We start from the raw sequence: 17,666 nt of genomic DNA on the forward strand, positions 1-17,666 counted from the left end.
ACGGGAGACAGGATGAGCAGGACCGGTGAAGCGGACGGGCAGCCGCCCGCGCGGCACGTCGCCGACAGCCACGACCTGATCCGCGTGCACGGGGCGCGCGAGAACAACCTCAGGGACGTCGGCATCGAGCTGCCCAAGCGGCGACTGACGGTGTTCACCGGCGTCTCCGGCTCCGGCAAGAGCTCACTGGTGTTCCACACCATCGCAGCGGAGTCGCAGCGGCTGATCAACGAGACCTACAGCGCCTTCGTGCAGGGCTTCATGCCGAACCAGGCACGGCCCGAGGTGGACGTCCTCGACGGGCTGACCACCGCGATCATCGTCGACCAGCAGCGGATGGGCGCCGACCCCCGCTCCACGGTCGGCACCGCCACCGACGCCAACGCGATGCTGCGCATCCTCTTCAGCAGGCTCGGACAGCCGCACATCGGCTCCCCCAACGCGTTCGCCTTCAACGTCCCCTCGGTCCGGGCCAGCGGGGCGCTCACCGTCGAGCGCGGCCCCGGCAGGAACAGGACGGTCAAGCAGACCTTCGCCCGCACCGGGGGCATGTGCACCCGCTGCGAGGGGCGCGGCGCGGTCTCCGACATCGACCTCACCCAGCTCTACGACGACTCCAAGTCCCTGGCCGAGGGCGCGTTCACCATTCCCGGCTGGAAGTCGGACAGCTTCTGGACCGTGCGGGTCTACGCCGAGTCGGGCCTCCTCGACCCGGACAAGCCGATCCGCGACTACACCGAGCAGGAGATGCGGGACTTCCTCCACCGGGAGCCGACCAAGGTGAAGGTCGAGGGGGTGAACCTCACCTACGAGGGGCTGATCCCCAAGATCCGGAAATCCTTCCTGGCCAAGGACAGGGAAGCCCTGCAGCCGCACATCCGGGAGTTCGTGGACCGCGCGGTCACCTTCACCACCTGCCCGGAGTGCGACGGCACCCGGCTGTCCGAGGCGGCCCGCTCCTCACGGATCGGCGGGATCAGCATCGCCGACGCCTGCGCGATGCAGATCAGCGACCTGGCCGCCTGGGTCCGCGGGGTGACCGAACCATCGGTGGCGCCGCTGCTGGGCACGCTGGGCAGGACGCTCGACTCGTTCGTCGAGATCGGCCTCGGCTACCTCTCGCTCGACCGGCCCTCGGGCACCCTCTCGGGCGGCGAGGCACAGCGCGTCAAGATGGTGCGCCAGCTGGGCTCCTCGCTCACCGACGCCACGTACATCTTCGACGAGCCCACGGCCGGGCTGCACCCCCACGACATCGGGCGGATGAACGAGCTGCTGCTGCGGCTGCGGGACAAGGGCAACACCGTGCTCGTCGTGGAGCACGAACCGCAGACGATCGCGGTCGCCGACCATGTCGTCGACCTCGGCCCCGGCGCCGGCACCGCCGGAGGCACCGTCTGCTTCGAGGGCACCGTCGAGGGGCTGCGCGCGGGCGGCACGCTCACCGGGCGCCACCTCGACGACCGCGCACGGCTCAAGGAGACCCCGCGCAGCCCGGCCGGCGCACTGGAGATCCGCGGCGCCGGGACGCACAACCTGCGGAACGTCGACGTCGACATCCCGCTCGGGGTGCTGACCGTGGTCACCGGCGTCGCCGGTTCCGGCAAGAGCTCGCTCGTCCACGGCGCACTGCCCCGGCAGGCCGCCGCGGCCGGAACCGAAGTGGTCGCCGTCGACCAGGGCGCCGTCCGCGGGTCGCGGCGCAGCAACCCGGCGACCTTCAGCGGGCTGCTGGACCCGGTCCGCAAGGCGTTCGCCAAGGCCAACGGCGTCAAACCGGCCCTCTTCAGCGCCAACTCCGCGGGCGCCTGCCCGGACTGCAAGGGGACCGGGGTCGTCTACACCGACCTGGCGATGATGGCCGGCACCGCCACGACCTGCGAGGAGTGCGACGGGAAGCGGTTCCAGCCGGAGGTGCTGGAGTACCGGCTCGGCGGCCGCGACATCAGTGAGGTGCTGGCGATGCCGGTGGCCGAGGCCGCGGAGTTCTTCGCGGCCGGGGAGGCCCGTACCCCGGCCGCGCACCGCGTCCTCGAGCGCCTCGCCGATGTCGGGCTCGGCTACCTCCGGCTGGGCCAGCCGCTGACCACACTGTCGGGCGGCGAGTTGCAGCGGCTGAAACTGGCGACCCGGATGGCCGGCAAGGACGGCGTCTACGTCCTGGACGAACCGACCGCCGGGTTGCACCCCGCCGATGTCGAGCAGTTGCTGGGCCTGCTCGACCGGCTGGTGGACTCCGGCACCTCGGTCGTCGTCGTCGAGCACCACCGGGCGGTGATGGCGCACGCCGACTGGATCATCGACCTGGGTCCGGGAGCCGGCCACGAGGGCGGCCGGATCGTCTTCGAGGGCACGCCGGCCGACCTGGTCGCCGGGCGCTCCACGCTCACCGGGGAGCATCTGGCGGACTACGTCGGCGGCTGAGCCGAGGCGCGCGGGCGGCACCGCCGCGACGCCCGTCAGCCGGCCGCCGGGCCCCGGCCGCCGGACGAGGGCACGAGGGTGCGGCCGTCCTCGCGCAGCGCCTCGGCAGTGGCGGTGCCGGTGATTCCTGCGACCGGACCCTGGTAGAGGAGCTGCCCGCCGTGCCGCCCGGGGCCGGGACCGAGGTCGATCAGCCAGTCGGCATGCCGGACGACATCGAGGTTGTGCTCGATCAGTACGACGGTGTGCCCCTGGTCCACCAGGCCGTCGAGGAGGGCCAGCAGGGTGTCGATGTCCTGCAGGTGCAGTCCGGTGGTGGGCTCGTCGAGGACGTAGAGGGCCGGACCGGCGGCGTCCCGGAGCTCCTTTACGATCTTCACCCGCTGGCACTCGCCGCCCGAGAGGGTGGTCAGCGGCTGGCCGAGCCGCAGATATCCCAGACCGACGTCGTCGAGGCGGCGGAGGGCGCGGACGATCGCGCGGTCCGGGAGCCGTTCGACGGCCTCGTGGACGGTGAGGTCACCGATGTCGGCGATGGTCAGCCCGCCGACCGTGTACGCCAGCGCCTCGGGCGTGAACCGGCGCCCCTCGCAGGTCTCGCAGACCGTCTCCTGGTCCTCCAGGAAGGCGAGGTCGCCGGCGACGGTCCCCAGACCGTCGCAGCCGGCACAGCCGCCCCGGGAGTTGGAGCTGAACAGCGCTGCGTCGACGCGGTTGCGGCGGGCGAAGAGCGTGCGGACGGCGCCGGCGATCCCGGTGTAGGTGAGGGGCGTGGAGCGCCGGTTGCCGACGACCGGCCGCTGGTCGATCACCACGGCGTCGTGCCGGGCGACGAGTTCCTCCGCGAAGCTGGTCTTCCCCGAACCCGCCACGCCGGTGAGCACGGTCAGCACACCGGTGGGGATGTCGGCCGTCAGCTCGCGGAGGTTGTTGCGCGCGGCGCCGGCCACGGTGAGGTGACCGCGCGGGGTCCGCGGAGCGTCCTTGACCGGCCGGCGCCGCGCCAATGCGGCCGCCGTCGCGGTACCGGCCCGGCGCAGCGCCTCGAAGCCGCCCTGGTGGACGAGTGCGCCGCCCTGCTCCCCCGCGCCCGGGCCGATCTCGACGACCTGGTCGGCGACGGCCATGACCGCGGGGTCGTGCTCGACCACCAGGACGCAGTTGCCCTTGTCCCGCAGCCGCCGGAGCAGCCCGGTCATGGCGGAGACGTCGTGGGGGTGCAGCCCTACGGTGGGCTCGTCGAAGACGTAGATCATCTCGGTGAGGCTGCTGCCCAGGTGCCTGAGGGTCTTGATCCGCTGCGCCTCGCCCCCGGAGAGCGTCGCGGTGCCGCGGCCGAGGTGCAGATAGCCGAGCCCGATGGCGGTCATCGCCCGGAGCCGCTCGGTGAGGGCGGAGACGACCGGTGCCACCCGCGCCTCGGTCACCTCCCCCAGCAGTCCGACGAGTTCGGCGACCTCCATCCGGGCCAGCTCGCCGATGGTGCGGCCCAGCACCGTGGCCGACCGGCTCGCCTCGCACAGTCGGTCGCCGCGGCAGTCCGGGCAGACCTCGGAACGGGTGAACCGGGCGATCGTCTGCTTCTTGCGCTCGGACATCTCCTCGGAACCGCGCAGATGGATCCGCTCGAAGCGCTGCACCACGCCCTCGTAGCCCTCGGGCAGCCGGTCGGCGGGCGAGCCGGCGGCCGCCGTGCCGTACAGCAGCGCGTCCCGCGCCGCCCGGTCCCAGTGGCACAGCGGCGTGTCGAGCGGGAACACCCCGATGTCGGCGAAGTGGGAGTACCAGTATCCGCCGGGGGCGAATCCGGGCAGCAGCACGGCGCCCTCGCGCAGCGACCGGTCGGGATCCACGAACCGGTCGACGGCGCTGGCCACCACGTCCCCCAGGCCGGAGCAGGTGGGGCACATCCCGGCCGGGTCGTTGAAGGAGAAGGCGGAGGACTCGCCGACGTACGGTGTGCTCGTCCGGGAGAACAGCAGGCGCAGAATGGTCCAGATGTCGGTGACCGTGCCGACCGTGGAGCGGGCGTTCCCACCCAGCCGCCGCTGGTCGACCACCACGACGGGCGACAGCCCCTCGATGTGCGCGACCTCGGGACGGTGCCACTTCGGCAGGCGGCTGCGGGTGTAGGGCGGACAGGTCTCGTTGAGCTGGTGTCCGGCCTCGGCCGCGAGGGTGTCGAACACCAGCGACGACTTGCCCGAGCCCGACACCCCCGCGAAGACCACGAGCCGCCCGCGGGGCACGTCGATGTCGAGGTCCTGCAGGTTGTGGGTACGGGCTCCCCGGATCCGGATGGCGTGCTGCGTCATGAGCGGGACCCTAGGACAGGATGCGGCCGGAATCCGGCCGCGAATTCTGCGAGACTGCCGCCGTGGCAGACGTCATGCACCGGGTTCTCGCGCTGCTCGCGGTCCTGCAGTCGGGCCGGAGCTTCAGCGGTGCGGAACTGGCGGCGCGGCTGGACGTCCCTCCGCGCACTCTGCGGCGCGACATCGGCCGCCTCCGCGGCTACGGGTATCCGGTCGAGACCCGGCCGGGCCCGGGCGGCCACTACCGGCTCGCGGCCGGGCGGGCGATGCCTCCGCTGCTGCTCGACGACGACGAGGCCGTCGCCACCCTGCTGGGCCTGGCGGCCCTCGGCTCGACCGGCAGCGCGAGCGAGGGAAGCATCGACCGGGCCGCGGTCCGCGCCTACGGGAAGGTGGACCAGTACCTGCCCAAGCGGCTGCGCCCCCGCGCCGCGGCGCTGCGCGCGAGCCTGGAGACCGCGCCCACTCCCGCGCCGAGCACCAGCGCGGAGACGGTCGGCAGAATCGCCGGGGCGATCGCACAGGAGCACACCGTCACCTTCCGCTATGCGGGGGCGGACGGAGCGGCCACCACGCGCCTGGTCGAGCCGCACCGTCACCTCCACCTGCACCAGCGCTGGTATCTGCTGGGGTGGGACGTCGACAAGCGGGACTGGCGGACCTTCCGCCTCGACCGGCTCGCCGAACTCCGGGTGACCGGCCGGACCTTCTCCCCGCGGCCGCTGCCGGCCGGCACCGGCGTCGACCACCTCCGCGCGGGCATCAACCGGCACCGGCGGCGCGTGGTGCTGACCGTCGATGCTCCGGTACCGGCGGTGGCCGACGCGTTCCACCGTCAGGACGTCGTCCTCAGCACGGTCGCCGGGGGTGCGACCCGGGCCGAACTCGCCCTCGACTCCTGGCAGTGGCTGCTGCCCGGACTCGCCTTCCTCGGCGCCGACTTCACCGTCGAGGAGCCCGAGGAGTTCCGCACCGCGCTGCGGGGCTTCGCCGCCCGCCTCGGCCGCGCCGCACCCGCTCCGTCGCCCGACGGCCGGGAGGAACCCGGCCCCGGCGGCCCGCCCGGCGCGGGGAGCGCGGCACCGGGGGCGTAGTCGTTGTACTCGCCGGACTCCGGCGAGAGCGGCCCTGCCCGTTCATCCCGTGCTTCTTGTGGGTTGCAGAGCAGGAGAGCGCTTCACCCCCCCCTTGGATCACGCCGGTGTGCCTAGGTGCATGATGTTCCTGGACATAGGGGGGACGCATGACGCAGACCGCGCCGTCGAAATGGGGGCTGACACCGCCGGGGGCTCCTGGGAATCCGGGTGTGCCGCCGCAGGGGTTCCTGCCCGCGCGGCCTCCGGACGGCGGGAACGCTGCGGTGTTCACCGTCGGGGCTGTGGCAATCGGGGCTGAGACCGTGATCGCCACGCTGGTCGCCGTCCTGTACAGCTTGCAGTCCGAGTACCACGGAGGCGAAGGCGGCCTGGGATGGCTGTCCGGCACCATATTCGCGCTCGTGCTGCTGGCAGTCATTTCGGTGATCGCAGGGCTGGCCGCTTCGGCGACGGCGGTGCTTCCCCTGGTCCTTCTCGGGCGTGCGGTCGCCCGTCGTACGGGGCGGCGCGACAGCTGGCAGCTCACCCTGGCCACTGTGGCGGTCGTGGCCGCCGCCCTGGCGCTGCTCATCGGCTCCTGCATGCTCCTGGCCGGCTTCGGCGGCCCCGGCGACCTGCTCGTCCATCCCGTCCTTGCCCTCAGCCTCATCGTCGGGCTGGCACCCGCGACCCTGTGCGCCAGGGCTGCGGGGAACCCCGGAAAGCCCGGGGCCCGGTGGCGGGTGCTCGGGGGCGTGGCGCTGGGCGGTCTGGGGCTGCTCGCGGTGACGCTTGCGGTCGGGGTCGCGGCGTACAGTTCGGGGATCCTCAAGATCTACGAACCGCCCCGGCTCGCAGAAGCCGACATGGTCGGCACCTGGACGGACGGCGACGGCGGAAGCCTCCGCTTCGAGGCGGACGGCACGGTGACGGCGAAGGGCGTCACCGAGTACGAAGCCACGGGTGAGCAGTCCGGTGCCTCCAACTGCACCGGGAAATGGCAGCTGACCGAGAACGACGGTGTCGGTCGGCCGTTCGAGCTCAGCATCGCGGACTGCGAGAGCCTGTCCTCCGGCTGGAACATCGGCGGTACGGAGGAACACCCGACGGTCTTCACCTGGATCGGCGAGCCGGATTCGGGTGAGCGGTACATCCTCACGCGGCAGCGGTAAGCCATCCGGTGCCGAGGGCTCGGGCCTGGCCGGGTGCAGGTGTGCGCTCATGCCGCCCTCGATCCGTAGCTTCCACCGCCACATGGGTCCCAGCCGACTGCCCCGAAGCTACGCCATAAGCACCACGCAGCACGCCTTCCGCCCTGCCGCCACATCATCAGGCGACGACAGAACCTGTCGAAGGCTCACGAACCGGCTTCTCAGTGTGCGCTATGAGCTTCTCGCTCTGGCGGAGGGGTTCCACGTCAGCACGCACACCATGCATCGCCGGTTCGGCTGTGCGGCCGGTGCGTCACCTCTGGCCCGCCTTCAGGCGGCCGGTGTCCGCCGGGCGAAGCTCTTGCCGGAAACGACCCAGCGGCCAGTCGCGAGCATCGTCGAATATGCCGGATACCGTGACGCCGGTACATTCAGCAGCGTTTCCACCCGATAGGCCGGGCAGCGGCCGCGTGAGCGCTGTGTTCCAACGCAGCCACGGGGATCACCTCGCGCCCGTCGCGCGAGACCTGACTCGGAAGGCCCCGACTCCATCCGGACGGCCGCCCGCCCAACCGAGGCCCGATTCTCAGCCGCGGCGGAGAGTGAACCGACGCCGACACGTGGTGCAGTCAAGAAGGCGGCCGCTGCCCGGATCGACTCGGCGGTGCCCCCGTCTCGAGGAGGAAGGAGGTGATCTCCTGCGCGAGTTCTTCGGGCTGGTCCTCGGGGACGAGCGTGGACGAGTTCGCGATCTCGATCAGCCTTCCCCGTGGGTACAGTTCCGCCAGCCTGTATCCGTGCTCCCGCGGCATCAGCCTGTCCTCGGTCGCCCACACGACGAGCACCGGTCGCTCGTACTCCCTCAGCCGCTCGGCCCAGTCGAGCAATGTCCTGCGATCCGGGGTTGAGGTGGCGAACTTGGCAAAGTCCCTACGGATGGCTCGGCTTCCTCTGGCGGGAGCGAACCATTCATCCATGAGATCGTCCGGAATTCCTTGTACGCTCATACCGCCATACCCGTTACGGGCCTTCCGGAAGGCAGATACGCCCATGAGACGAACCGTGAGCCAAACCCCGCCGGGCGCTCTGCATACGGCAGCCGCCGCCTTCGCCGGCCCAGGGGGGAAGTTGTCGAATGCCTCACAGGCCACCAGAACCATCCGAGCGACTCGGTGCCCTCCCTCCTCCAGAACCAGGAATTGTCCTCCACCCCAGTCATTGAGAATGAGCGTGCAGTCCTGAAGATCCAGGTCCTCCAGGAATTCCCCGAGGAGTCGGGCCAGACCGCGGTGGCTCAAATCGGCATCGGACCTCATGGGCTGGCGATGCCCCCCGAGCGGCAAGGTGGGCAGGACGCAGCGGTACCCCTCCAGCAGAGGAACCACTTTACGCCACTGCTTTTCATTCATCGGCATACCGTGAGCGAACACCAGAACCGGCCCGTCCCCACCGGTGTCCTGATAATCGATCACTCCAGCTGAGAGCTCGACCTGCGGCACGAGATCACCTCACCGGTTCTGGATAGTTTGCGTCACGGTCGGCCACGCGCTCAGCTGAAGGAACTCACCGGACGACTCTCACCGCAAGGTCATCCGCTGGACCGGAGGCTTCACGTCGGTCAACCATGGTGCCATGGCCATGACCCCCGCCACGTGGTGGAGTTCGCGGCCCGGCTGCCGGCCGCGCACCGCCGCCGGATCGGCGCCCCGAAGCGCTCCCGGGCGCCGGGGCCGTTCCGGCAGGCCGTGTTCGTGTTGCGCTGGTTCCGACTGCTGCGGCAGCACGAGAAAACACCCGGTATTCAGCCGCCGGTGCCCTGCGCCGCTTGTGCCGACAGCACACGGGTGGAGCCGGGGAGCGGAACGCTCGCAGTCCGCCTGCGCCGTGAGCCACCGCCGGCGGCGGGCGGGCGTCGGACCGGCCGGGTCAGCGAGGAGCGGGTACGGACGCGGACTCGGGACTGCCGTCGTTGTCGCCGCGCACCCAGACGGTCCGCTGCGGGAAGGGAATGTCGACCCCGGCGGCCTCCAGCGCCTCCTTGACCCGGCGGCGCAGCTCGCGGGTGACGCCCCACTGCTTGAGCGGGGCCGTCTTGACGGCGATGCGCACGAGCACACCGTCGGCGTCCAGGGACTGCACGCCCCAGACGGAGGGGTCCTCCAGGAGCATGCCCTCGAAGCGGGGGTCCTCGCGCATCTCCCGACCGGCGGTCTCCAGGACGCTGCAGACGGTGTCGAGGTTGGACTCGTAGGCCACGGAGACGTCCAGGACCGCGCGGGCCCACTCCTGGCTGTCGTTGCGGACCCGCAGGATCTCGCCGTTGCGGATGTGCCACAGGCCGCCGTTGAGGTCACGGATCTGGGTGAGCCGCAGGCCGACATGCTCGACCTCGCCGATGGCCTCGCCCAGGTCCACCGAGTCGCCCACTCCGTACTGGTCCTCCAGCATGATCAGCATGCCGGACAGGTAGTCGGCCACCAGACTCTGCGCGCCGAAACCGATCGCCAGGCCCACCACACCGGCGCTGGCCAGCAGCGGGCCGAGCGCGATGCCGACCTGGTCGAGCACCATCGCCGCGCCCATGACTCCGACGACGACGGTGACGATGCTGCTCAGTACCGACCCGATCGTCCTGGCCCGCTGCTCGCGCCGCTCCTGGGCCCGGGACCGGTCCCGCTGCAGCACTGCCGGACCCCGGCCGGACGGGCGCCCTCCGGCCTCCCGCTCCTCGGACGGCTCCAGGATGCGCTTCACCACGTGCTTGATGCCCTTCTTGGCCAGCACGCGGACTATTGCCATGGCGACGACGATGAGCAGGATGCGCAACGGCACGCCCACGAGCGTGTCCACGTTGTCGCGCAGCCAGTCCGGGGCGGTCATGGCCTGTTGCATGTCACCACTGAGCAGGTAGGACGCCGACGGGTCGGGAAGTGACACGGGAAGGACTGCTCCGCTCTTCATCGACAGCTGTATTTCCGCCGGCGACCGTAGCCGGGATTCGACGACCGGGTCAAAACCGTGAAGACCGGACGTGAGCGACGTGAACGTCATGCACGGATCCGAGAATCCCGGCCGAACTCGGGGCCGGCGCACGGAATGCACTTTCCCGCCCGGGCCGGAGCGCCGCTCCGGCTCTCCCTTTTCCGGCGCCCCGGGCGTGCGCGGCTTTCGAACCGTCTATGGACGTGCGCTCCGACAGGTTCCGGGACCCGCTCAGCACCGAGTACGACTTCATCGGTTCGATCGTCGTGCGATGCCCCGGCTGCCCGAAAACCGCCCGGGTCGTTCCGCTCCCCGGGGCCGGCGACTCCGGGGAGCGGATGCTGTTCAGGCGGCGACGACTGGTCTGCCGCGGCTGCGGACTGTCGCGGGAGTGGAGGGGCCGCCTCCTCGCCCTCCCCCGCGGCACGGCCGGGCCCGTGACGGATCCCTACTTCGGTCTGCCGCTGTTGCTCCGGGCGGAGACCCGGCACGGATGGTTGTGGGCGTACGACCTGGAGCATCTCGACCTGATCCGCCGGTTCGTGCGGGCATCGGTGCGGGAGCGGGCGCCCTGGTACGAGCCCGGGCCGCGGTTGACCCTGGTGGCCCGTCTTCCGGCATGGATCAAGAGGGCGAAGAACCGGGACGGGATCCTGCGTGCCGTCGCTCGGATACCCGCCTCGTCGGTCGCTGCCTGAACCGCACGCCCGGTCCGGCCGTCCGCATCCCCGCTCCGGCCGCGCGGCGAGCCGGTCGGTGGCCCGCCTGCGCGTCACGGCACGCACCCGTCGGAGCTACGCGCTCCAGGCATGCTCCAGCAGGGTGCGGAAGGAGGCGGGCTCCCGGCCGATCAGTTCGGACAGCGTCGGGTCGAGGGCGCTGAACTCGTCGTTCCGCGCGGCCGCGAAGATGCTCAGCATCAGGTCGGCGACGGGCGCGGGGGCACCGTGGGCCCGTGACTGCTCGCGGAAGGCGTCGTCGGGGACGGGGGTTCGGGTGAAGGCCCGTCCGGTGGCCCGGGCCGCGATCTCGCCGACGGCGGCGAAGTCCAGGGCCGCCGGGCCGGTGAGGGGCGGCGTGGGCCCTTCGAAGCGGCCCTCGTCGGAGAGGATCGCCGCGGTGGCCTCGGCGAGGTCGTCGTGGCCGGTCCAGGCGACGGGCCCGTCGGCGGGCAGGGCGATGTCCCCGGTGTGCCGGGCGGATTCGAGGAAGTGCAGGGCACTGGCGGCGTAGAAGCCGTTGCGCAGTGCGGTCCAGGGCAGGCCGGTGGCCCGCAGGAGGTCCTCCGTCCGGGCGTGGTCGCGGCAGGGCTGGAAGAGGGAGTCGTGGGCGGCGCCCATCTGGCTGGTGTAGAGGATGCGTCCGACGCCGGCCTGCACGGCGGCGTCGATGGCGGCCCGGTGGCCGGTGACGCACTCCTCGCCCGCGCGGTCGAGGGAGACGAGGAGCAGTTGCTCGGCCCCTTCGAAGGCGTGCCCGAGCGAGGCGGGGTCGTCGAAGTCGCCCTGCCGGACGCGGACACCCCGTTCGGCCAGGTCATGGGCTTTGCGCGGGTCGCGGACGCTGACGCCGACCCGGTGGGCCGGGACGCGCTCCAGGAGGCGTTCGACGGTGCGGCGGCCGAGCTTTCCGGTGGCTCCGGTCACGATGATCACGAGGGGTCCCCTCACAGTGTTTCCGATGGAATCAGTGAGACGATAACACTGGAACTAACAGCGGAAGCAAACTTTCGATACCATCGATTCATGCGCCACGACACCTCCACCGGCCCCCGCCGCCGTATCGTCGAAGCGGCCGTCGAACTGCTGGAGAGCGGCGGACCCGAAGCGGTGAGCACCCGTGCGGTCGCCACCGCGGCCGGGATGCAGCCTCCGGCGATCTACCGCCTCTTCGGCGACAAGGAGGGACTGCTGGAGGCGGTCGCCGAACACGGGTACACGCAGTTCCTGGAGAGCAAGCGCGCGCAGCTCGATCCCGCACCGCAGGACCCGGTGGAGGAGCTGCGCCGCGGCTGGGACGTGGTGGTGGAGTTCGGCGTCGCGCGCCCCGAACTGTTCGCGGTGATGAACAGGGCCACCAGCCGGGGATCGGACGCCGCCCATCACGCGGGCCTGGAAATCCTCCGCGGGCGGGTGCGGCGGCTGGCGGCCGGAGGGTGGCTGCGGGTCGACGAGGAGCTCGCCGCCCAGATCATCCGGGCGACCGGTCAGGGCGCGGTCACCACCTGGAACTCCACGCCTGCGGAGCGCCGCAGCCCGGCGCTGCTGACGGTCCTGCGCGAGTCCATGGTCGCCGCCGTCACCCGCGCCGAACCGACCGTCCCGGCCGGGGAGTCCGGCCCCGCCCCGGCAGCCCGCGCGCTGCGCGCCGCGCTGCCCGACGACACCGGCCTGCTGAGCGACGCCGAACAGCACCTGCTGCGTGAATGGCTCACCCGGCTGGCGTCGGACGGCGGCGCACCGCGTACCTGACGTCCGGTGCGGGGTGCGGGCGGCCGCAGCACCCCGCACGGGCCGGGGCCCGCACCCCGCGGTGTCGGTTCGATGCGGCGGATGCCGCGATACGGGTTCCCCCTCGCGGGCGGCCCCTGGAGAGCTCCGGTGGCTCGCTGCTCCGCCGCTTCCGGCCCGCCTCGGCGGTCCACGCACCGCCGGAGGCATCACGGACCCCGGGCATCACGACCGCATCAGGTACGTGACGACCCGCGATCAACGCGAGAGACTGTCCGAGATGAACGATACCGATCAGAGGTTCGACTGATACGCCCTCACGAGCCTCGTCAGCAACTCGGCCCCGGCCCCGCGAACCCGCGCCCGGCGACGCCGCGAAGCGCGGGACCGGGCCGCACCCGCTCCCCCGCAACCCGCTGTCACCAGCAACGAAGCCCGCACAAGCGATAGCTGCCAATCTCGCGTGGAGGTACACATGAGGATGCTCATCAACGTTCCCGAGTCCGTGGTCCCCGACGCGCTGCGCGGGATGGCCGCCGCCCACCCCGAGCTGGCGGTGGATGTGGACCGGCGGGTGGTCGTGCGGCGGGACGCACCCGTGGCGGGGAAGGTCGCACTGGTCTCCGGCGGAGGGTCGGGGCACGAACCGCTGCACGGCGGATTCGTGGGGCCCGGGATGCTGGATGCCGCATGCCCGGGCGAGATCTTCACCTCTCCCGTCCCCGACCAGATGGTGGCCGCGGCGGCGGCCGTGGACAGCGGGGAGGGCGTGCTGTTCGTGGTCAAGAACTACACCGGCGACGTGCTGAACTTCGACATGGCCGCCGAGCTGGCCGAGGACGAAGGGGTCCGCATCGGGAAGGTGCTGGTCGAGGACGACGTGGCGGTGACCGACAGCACGCACACGGCCGGACGCCGGGGTACGGGTGCCACGCTGTTCGTGGAGAAGATCGCGGGTGCGCTCGCCGCCGAGGGGGCGCCGCTGGAGCGGGTGGAGGCGGTCGCGCGCCAGGTGGCCGACTCCTCGCGGAGCTTCGGGGTGGCCCTCAGCCCGTGCAGCACCCCCTCCAAGGGCGGTCCGATGTTCGAGCTGCCCGCGGGCGAACTGGAGCTGGGGATCGGCATTCACGGGGAACCGGGCCGGGAGCGGCGCCCGATGATGACCTCCGGGGAGATCGCGGACTTCGCCGTCGACGCGGTGCTGGAGGACCTGCGGCCCGAGGAACCGGTGCTCGCGCTGGTCAACGGCATGGGGGCGACGCCGTTGCTGGAGCTGTACGGGTTCTGCGGTGAGGTGCACCGGATCCTGGCCGAGCGGCGGATCCCGGTCGCCCGTACCCTCGTCGGCAACTATGTGACCTCGCTGGACATGGCGGGCGCCTCCGTGACGCTGTGCCGGGCCGACGAGGAGCTGCTGCGGCTGTGGGACGCCCCTGTGCAGACCGCCGGACTGCGGTGGGGTGCCTGAGACCCACCCGAAGGTGGCGTGAGGGCGGCGCGGGATCGCCTCACGACCGCGCAGCGCTGCGGCACGCACGGCGGTGCCGCACGCCTCGCACGGCGGTGACGTACGCGGTGGTCCTGCCGGAGCGGGCAGCACCACGACCGGGACAGCGGTGAAGGAGCAGGAGTGAGCGGCAAGGTGACGAACGAGGCCGGCGGGTCCGGCGAGGGCGGGACGGGCGGCCGGGAGCTGGACTCCGCCTTCTTCGCCCGCTGGATGACGGCCACCGCCGACGCGGTGACCCGGGAGGCGGACCGGCTGACGGAGCTGGACTCGGCGATCGGCGACGCGGATCACGGCGGCAACATGCGCCGCGGCTTCGAGGCGGTGCGCGGGGAGCTGGCCGAGGACGTCCCCGCGACACCGGGAGCCGTGCTGATGACGGCCGGCAGGAAGCTGGTCTCCACGGTGGGCGGCGCCTCGGGCCCGCTGTACGGCACGCTGCTGCGCCGTACGGGCAAGGCGCTCGGCGGCGCGGAGCGCGTCAGCGGCGCGGAGCTGGCGGACGCGCTGCGCACCGGGATCGAGGCGGTGGCGCAGCTGGGCGGTGCCGCCGCGGGTGACAAGACGATGCTCGACGCGCTGTATCCGGCCGCCGAGGCACTGGCGGACAGCGGCGGCGAGGACTTCGGCGCGGCGCGCGACGCGGCCGAGCGGGGCGCGGAGGAGACGGTTCCGCTGCAGGCCCGCAAGGGCCGGGCCAGCTATCTGGGTGAGCGCAGCATCGGGCACCGGGACCCCGGCGCGACCTCGGCGGCGCTGCTGGTGGCGGCGCTGGCGGAGGCCGAAGGCGGCGAAGGCGGCGAAGGCGGCGAAGGCGGAACGGCAGGGTCCCAGGAGAGCGACAGTGGCGGGAGTGAGTGACGTGGCCGACGGCAGCAAGCGGGTGGGGATCGTCCTGGTCTCGCACAGCAAAGAGGTCGCCGACTCGGTGGCCCGGCTGGCCGCGGGACTCGCGGGCGTACCGGATGCCCGGGTCGCCGGTGCCGGCGGACTGCCCGACGGCGGGCTCGGTACCAGCGAGGAACTGATCGTCGAGGCCGCGCACCGGATGGACGAGGGTGCGGGTGTCGCGCTCCTGGTCGACCTGGGCAGCGCGGTGCTGACGGTCAAGGCGCTGCTGGCCGAGGGCGACGAACTGCCGGACCCGGCGCGGCTGGTGGACGCGCCCCTGGTGGAGGGTGCGGTCGCCGCCGTCGTGACGGCCGCGGGCGGCGGCGACCTGGCTGCGGTGGCGTCGGCCGCCGAGGAGGCCTACACCTACCGCAAGCTCTGAGCAGCGGTCAGCTGCGGGGGCGGTGGCCCGCTGTCCGTACCGGCGTCCGTACCGGACGCGGCGACGGGCGGTGCCACCGGTCCGGCCGGTGGCACCGGCCCGGGCAGGAGCCCGGGCGCGGCCCGGCCCCCGGGTGCGGCCGGACCGGCTCTTCGCCGGAAGTCCCGTCCGTTCCCGGGATCCGCCCCCGGCCCAGGGCCGCGGTCGAGAGGCTGGGGGCGCCGGTCCGGGTCGGCGGAAGCGGCCGCGGCGGCGGCCGCGGCGTGCCGCCACCGGCTCTCGGCGGCCCGCCGGCTCGCGACCGCCGTCCGGGCACGGTGCGCGGCGGCGTCGGCCACCACACGGGCGGACGTTCCGGCCAGCGCGTAGCGCCCGTAGCCGGTGCGGTGCACCAGACCGTGCTCCGCGGCCTGCGCGAGGAGCTTGTTCGCCTGGGAGGCGCTGAGTCCGGCACGACGGGCTATCGCTCCCAGCCGGAGCGGCGATCCGGGGTTCTCCCGCTCCAGCGCCGTCATGGCCGCCAATAACGCGAACCCGGTGGCGGCGCTCACCAGGCGCACCCGGGACGGGGAGCGCTCCGGTACCGGACACCGGCGCGCTGGCGCGCCGGGAAGCAGGTCAACGATTTCATCATTGGTTTACACCTTCGAAGTCGTTTGATTCACCGGATTCCGCGCGGCCGGGCCACTCCCACCGTCCGCCGTCTTTTCGGATGCCCCGCTCGGGTCGTCCGCATTCGCGCGCCGGCCGCGGAACTTGGCATACCGCCCCGGAATGTGACGCCCACTTTTCCGCCGGTGGAAAAGTGAGCGTTCCCAACCCGCCACCCTCTTGCGCCGGGAGCATCGGCTGTCGGAAGGTGACCACGGCCGACTTCAGGCCCTCCAGAGGGCAACAGGGAAGGTGGGACGTGGGTATTCCTTTCGCTTCCATGACACCGCCCCGACCCCGGCGTTCGATTTGCAGGAGCGCAACCTTCCGCATCCGTCGGCGGGGTGAACGCCCGACCGCCCTTCGCGAGGCCGGATTTCGCACCGGCCGCCCCCGGAAGCTCGCCGTCCGCACGCTGTGACGGCGGATCCCGAGAACCCACACAGAAGGGAGAACGCCATGCGTTACATCCACTGATGAGTTCACGGTTGTCGCGGCCACGCGTATTCACGCGTGGCCGCGAACGGTACCGACCCCTTTTCCCACCACCCCACCCGATCCGAGAAAGGCTGGCCATGACGGGAGCGGCGGCGCATACACGGCGGGATCCCCTCTACGACCCCCTGGCTCCTGAGGTCATCGCCGCTCCCCACGCGGCCTATCGGCGGCTGCGCGAGCACCGCAGGGTGTACTGGCACGCGCAGCTCGACTCCTGGGTGCTGACCGGGCACGCGGAATGCCGGAGGGTACTCGGCGACACGGCCGCCTTCGGCTCCGACTTCCGCAGGGTGGGCGAGGCCGTCCCCGACGCCCAGCTGAGCGTGCAGTCGCTGGACCCTCCCGCGCACTCCGCCGTCCGCCACCTGCTCGTCTCCGCGCTGCACGTGCGCTCGCACACGGCGGTGACGGACACCGCCGCGCGGCTGGCCGCCGGGCGCCTGGACGCGCTGCGCGGCGCCGGATCCGTCGACCTGGTCAGCGGATTCGCCCGCCCGCTCGCGCTGCACACGATGTGCGACTTCCTGGGGGTCGCACCGCCCGACGGGCCGGGGTTCGAGGAGATGTCCAACGCGATCGTCCGCAGCATGGACGCCGGACTGGACCCCGCGCGTGCCGAACCGGGCACCCGGGCCAGGGCCGAGTTGAGCCGGCTGGTGGGCGAGTGGCTGGAGACCGCCGGCGAGGACGGCTTCCTCGGCGCCGCCCGCGCGGCCCGCGCGCAGGCCCCGGAGGTCTCCGCGGCGGTGCTGGCCAACTCGCTGCGGGCCGTCCTGCACGCGGGGTACGAGTCGGTCAGCCGGCTGCTGGGCAACGCACTGGCCCGGCTGGTGGACGACCCCGCGCTGCTGGGCCGCGCCATGGCCCGGAACGCGCTGGATCCGCTGGTCGACGAGCTGCTCCGGCTCGACGGGCCGGTCCAGGCCGACGCGCGGGTGTGCGTGGCCGACAGCGAACTGGGCGGCCGGCGGATCCGGCCGGGTGAAGTCGTCGTGCTGCTGCTGGGCGCGGCCGACCGGGATCCGGAGGTCTTCGCCGACCCGGACGCGGTGGACCTGAACCGGCGCAGGGGAGCGCATCTGGCGTTCGGCCGAGGTGCGCACGCCTGTCTGGGCGCGGGGCTGGCCACACTGCAGTTGCGTGCGGTGCTCTCGGCGCTGCACACGGCCGGAATCGGCTTCCGGGCCCAGGGCCCCGCACAGTACGAACCCACCGCGACGCTGCGCGGATTGCGCGCGCTGCCGGTCGCGGTGAGCGAGCCCGCTGCCGCCTGCTGAACGCCCGAGCCGCAGCTGTGTCCCGGCTGCGCGGAACACCCCGGACCACCGTGCGAAGGGAA

At 72.3% G+C, this 17,666-nt stretch carries 14 protein-coding genes; 9 read left to right on the forward strand and 5 right to left on the reverse strand.

What is annotated here, in order from left to right; translation table 11 throughout:
• Positions 1-12: 12 nt before the first annotated feature.
• Positions 13-2,424 (forward strand): ATP-binding cassette domain-containing protein, encoded by a 2,412-nt coding sequence (locus A949_RS0117050; protein WP_019357231.1) that lies wholly within the window; start codon positions 13-15, stop codon positions 2,422-2,424.
• Between the two features lie 35 nt (positions 2,425-2,459).
• On the opposite strand, the gene A949_RS0117055 is transcribed toward A949_RS0117050, so the two are convergent.
• The gene (locus A949_RS0117055; RefSeq protein WP_019357232.1) at positions 2,460-4,739 is read right to left on the reverse strand and encodes an ATP-binding cassette domain-containing protein; all 2,280 of its coding nucleotides are present in this window, start codon (positions 4,737-4,739) and stop codon (positions 2,460-2,462) included.
• Positions 4,740-4,801: 62 nt separating this feature from the next.
• Here A949_RS0117055 and A949_RS0117060 point away from each other — a divergent pair, with 62 nt between their 5' ends.
• Positions 4,802-5,833, forward strand: a complete 1,032-nt coding sequence (locus A949_RS0117060; protein WP_106428836.1) for a helix-turn-helix transcriptional regulator — start codon at positions 4,802-4,804, stop codon at positions 5,831-5,833.
• A 284-nt stretch (positions 5,834-6,117) separates the two neighbouring features.
• Positions 6,118-6,987 carry a hypothetical protein gene (locus A949_RS0117065; protein WP_158687593.1) on the forward strand — a complete coding sequence of 290 codons (870 nt, stop codon included), beginning with the start codon at positions 6,118-6,120 and terminating at the stop codon, positions 6,985-6,987.
• Positions 6,988-7,595: 608 nt separating this feature from the next.
• Here the strand turns inward: A949_RS0117065 and A949_RS0117070 are convergent.
• Both A949_RS0117070 and A949_RS0117075 read right to left on the reverse strand, forming a co-directional pair.
• Positions 7,596-8,465, reverse strand: a complete 870-nt coding sequence (locus tag A949_RS0117070; RefSeq protein ID WP_019357235.1) for an alpha/beta fold hydrolase — start codon at positions 8,463-8,465, stop codon at positions 7,596-7,598.
• A 427-nt stretch (positions 8,466-8,892) separates the two neighbouring features.
• Positions 8,893-9,903: a mechanosensitive ion channel family protein gene (locus tag A949_RS0117075; protein ID WP_019357236.1), complete on the reverse strand. Its 1,011-nt coding sequence runs from the start codon at positions 9,901-9,903 to the stop codon at positions 8,893-8,895.
• Between the two features lie 242 nt (positions 9,904-10,145).
• Between A949_RS0117075 and A949_RS0117080 the strand changes: the two genes are divergently transcribed.
• Positions 10,146-10,646: a hypothetical protein gene (locus A949_RS0117080; protein ID WP_019357237.1), complete on the forward strand. Its 501-nt coding sequence runs from the start codon at positions 10,146-10,148 to the stop codon at positions 10,644-10,646.
• Positions 10,647-10,742: 96 nt separating this feature from the next.
• On the opposite strand, the gene A949_RS0117085 is transcribed toward A949_RS0117080, so the two are convergent.
• Positions 10,743-11,603 (reverse strand): SDR family oxidoreductase, encoded by an 861-nt coding sequence (locus A949_RS0117085; protein WP_019357238.1) that lies wholly within the window; start codon positions 11,601-11,603, stop codon positions 10,743-10,745.
• Positions 11,604-11,693: 90 nt separating this feature from the next.
• Here A949_RS0117085 and A949_RS0117090 point away from each other — a divergent pair, with 90 nt between their 5' ends.
• The 4 genes from A949_RS0117090 to A949_RS0117105 all read left to right on the forward strand — a co-directional run bounded on the left by A949_RS0117090 (position 11,694) and on the right by A949_RS0117105 (position 15,178).
• Positions 11,694-12,419 carry a TetR/AcrR family transcriptional regulator gene (locus A949_RS0117090; protein ID WP_019357239.1) on the forward strand — a complete coding sequence of 242 codons (726 nt, stop codon included), beginning with the start codon at positions 11,694-11,696 and terminating at the stop codon, positions 12,417-12,419.
• A 454-nt stretch (positions 12,420-12,873) separates the two neighbouring features.
• Positions 12,874-13,866: a dihydroxyacetone kinase subunit DhaK gene (dhaK, locus tag A949_RS0117095; RefSeq protein ID WP_019357240.1), complete on the forward strand. Its 993-nt coding sequence runs from the start codon at positions 12,874-12,876 to the stop codon at positions 13,864-13,866.
• 252 nt (positions 13,867-14,118) lie between these two features.
• Complete coding sequence (gene dhaL / locus A949_RS33705) at positions 14,119-14,766, forward strand: dihydroxyacetone kinase subunit DhaL (protein WP_051019535.1); 648 nt, start codon at positions 14,119-14,121, stop codon at positions 14,764-14,766.
• Positions 14,750-15,178, forward strand: coding sequence for a hypothetical protein (locus tag A949_RS0117105; protein ID WP_019357242.1), 429 nt, complete (start codon positions 14,750-14,752; stop codon positions 15,176-15,178). Before dhaL ends, A949_RS0117105 begins: the two co-directional genes overlap by 17 nt.
• On the opposite strand, the gene A949_RS0117110 is transcribed toward A949_RS0117105, so the two are convergent.
• Positions 15,163-15,729: a helix-turn-helix domain-containing protein gene (locus A949_RS0117110; RefSeq protein ID WP_139141094.1), complete on the reverse strand. Its 567-nt coding sequence runs from the start codon at positions 15,727-15,729 to the stop codon at positions 15,163-15,165. The two genes, A949_RS0117105 and A949_RS0117110, sit on opposite strands and share 16 nt — an antisense overlap.
• A gap of 675 nt (positions 15,730-16,404) precedes the next feature.
• On the opposite strand from A949_RS0117110, the gene A949_RS0117115 reads away from it, so the two are divergent.
• Entirely contained in the window at positions 16,405-17,604 is a 1,200-nt protein-coding gene (locus A949_RS0117115; RefSeq protein WP_019357243.1) for a cytochrome P450, read from the forward strand.
• Positions 17,605-17,666 lie beyond the last annotated feature (62 nt).

The organism is Streptomyces sp. AA1529 (assembly GCF_000280905.1).
Taxonomy (GTDB): domain Bacteria; phylum Actinomycetota; class Actinomycetes; order Streptomycetales; family Streptomycetaceae; genus Streptomyces.

Excerpts from the sequence above, each read along its gene's own strand:
- A949_RS0117050 (WP_019357231.1), top strand. The coding sequence starts at position 13 with ATGAGCAGGACCGGTGAAGCGGACGGGCAGCCGCCCGCGCGGCACGTC.
- A949_RS0117055 (WP_019357232.1), bottom strand. The coding sequence starts at position 4,739 with ATGACGCAGCACGCCATCCGGATCCGGGGAGCCCGTACCCACAACCTG.
- A949_RS0117080 (WP_019357237.1), top strand. The coding sequence starts at position 10,146 with ATGGACGTGCGCTCCGACAGGTTCCGGGACCCGCTCAGCACCGAGTAC.
- A949_RS0117090 (WP_019357239.1), top strand. The coding sequence starts at position 11,694 with ATGCGCCACGACACCTCCACCGGCCCCCGCCGCCGTATCGTCGAAGCG.
- dhaK (WP_019357240.1), top strand. The coding sequence starts at position 12,874 with ATGAGGATGCTCATCAACGTTCCCGAGTCCGTGGTCCCCGACGCGCTG.
- dhaL (WP_051019535.1), top strand. The coding sequence starts at position 14,119 with ATGACGGCCACCGCCGACGCGGTGACCCGGGAGGCGGACCGGCTGACG.
- A949_RS0117115 (WP_019357243.1), top strand. The coding sequence starts at position 16,405 with ATGACGGGAGCGGCGGCGCATACACGGCGGGATCCCCTCTACGACCCC.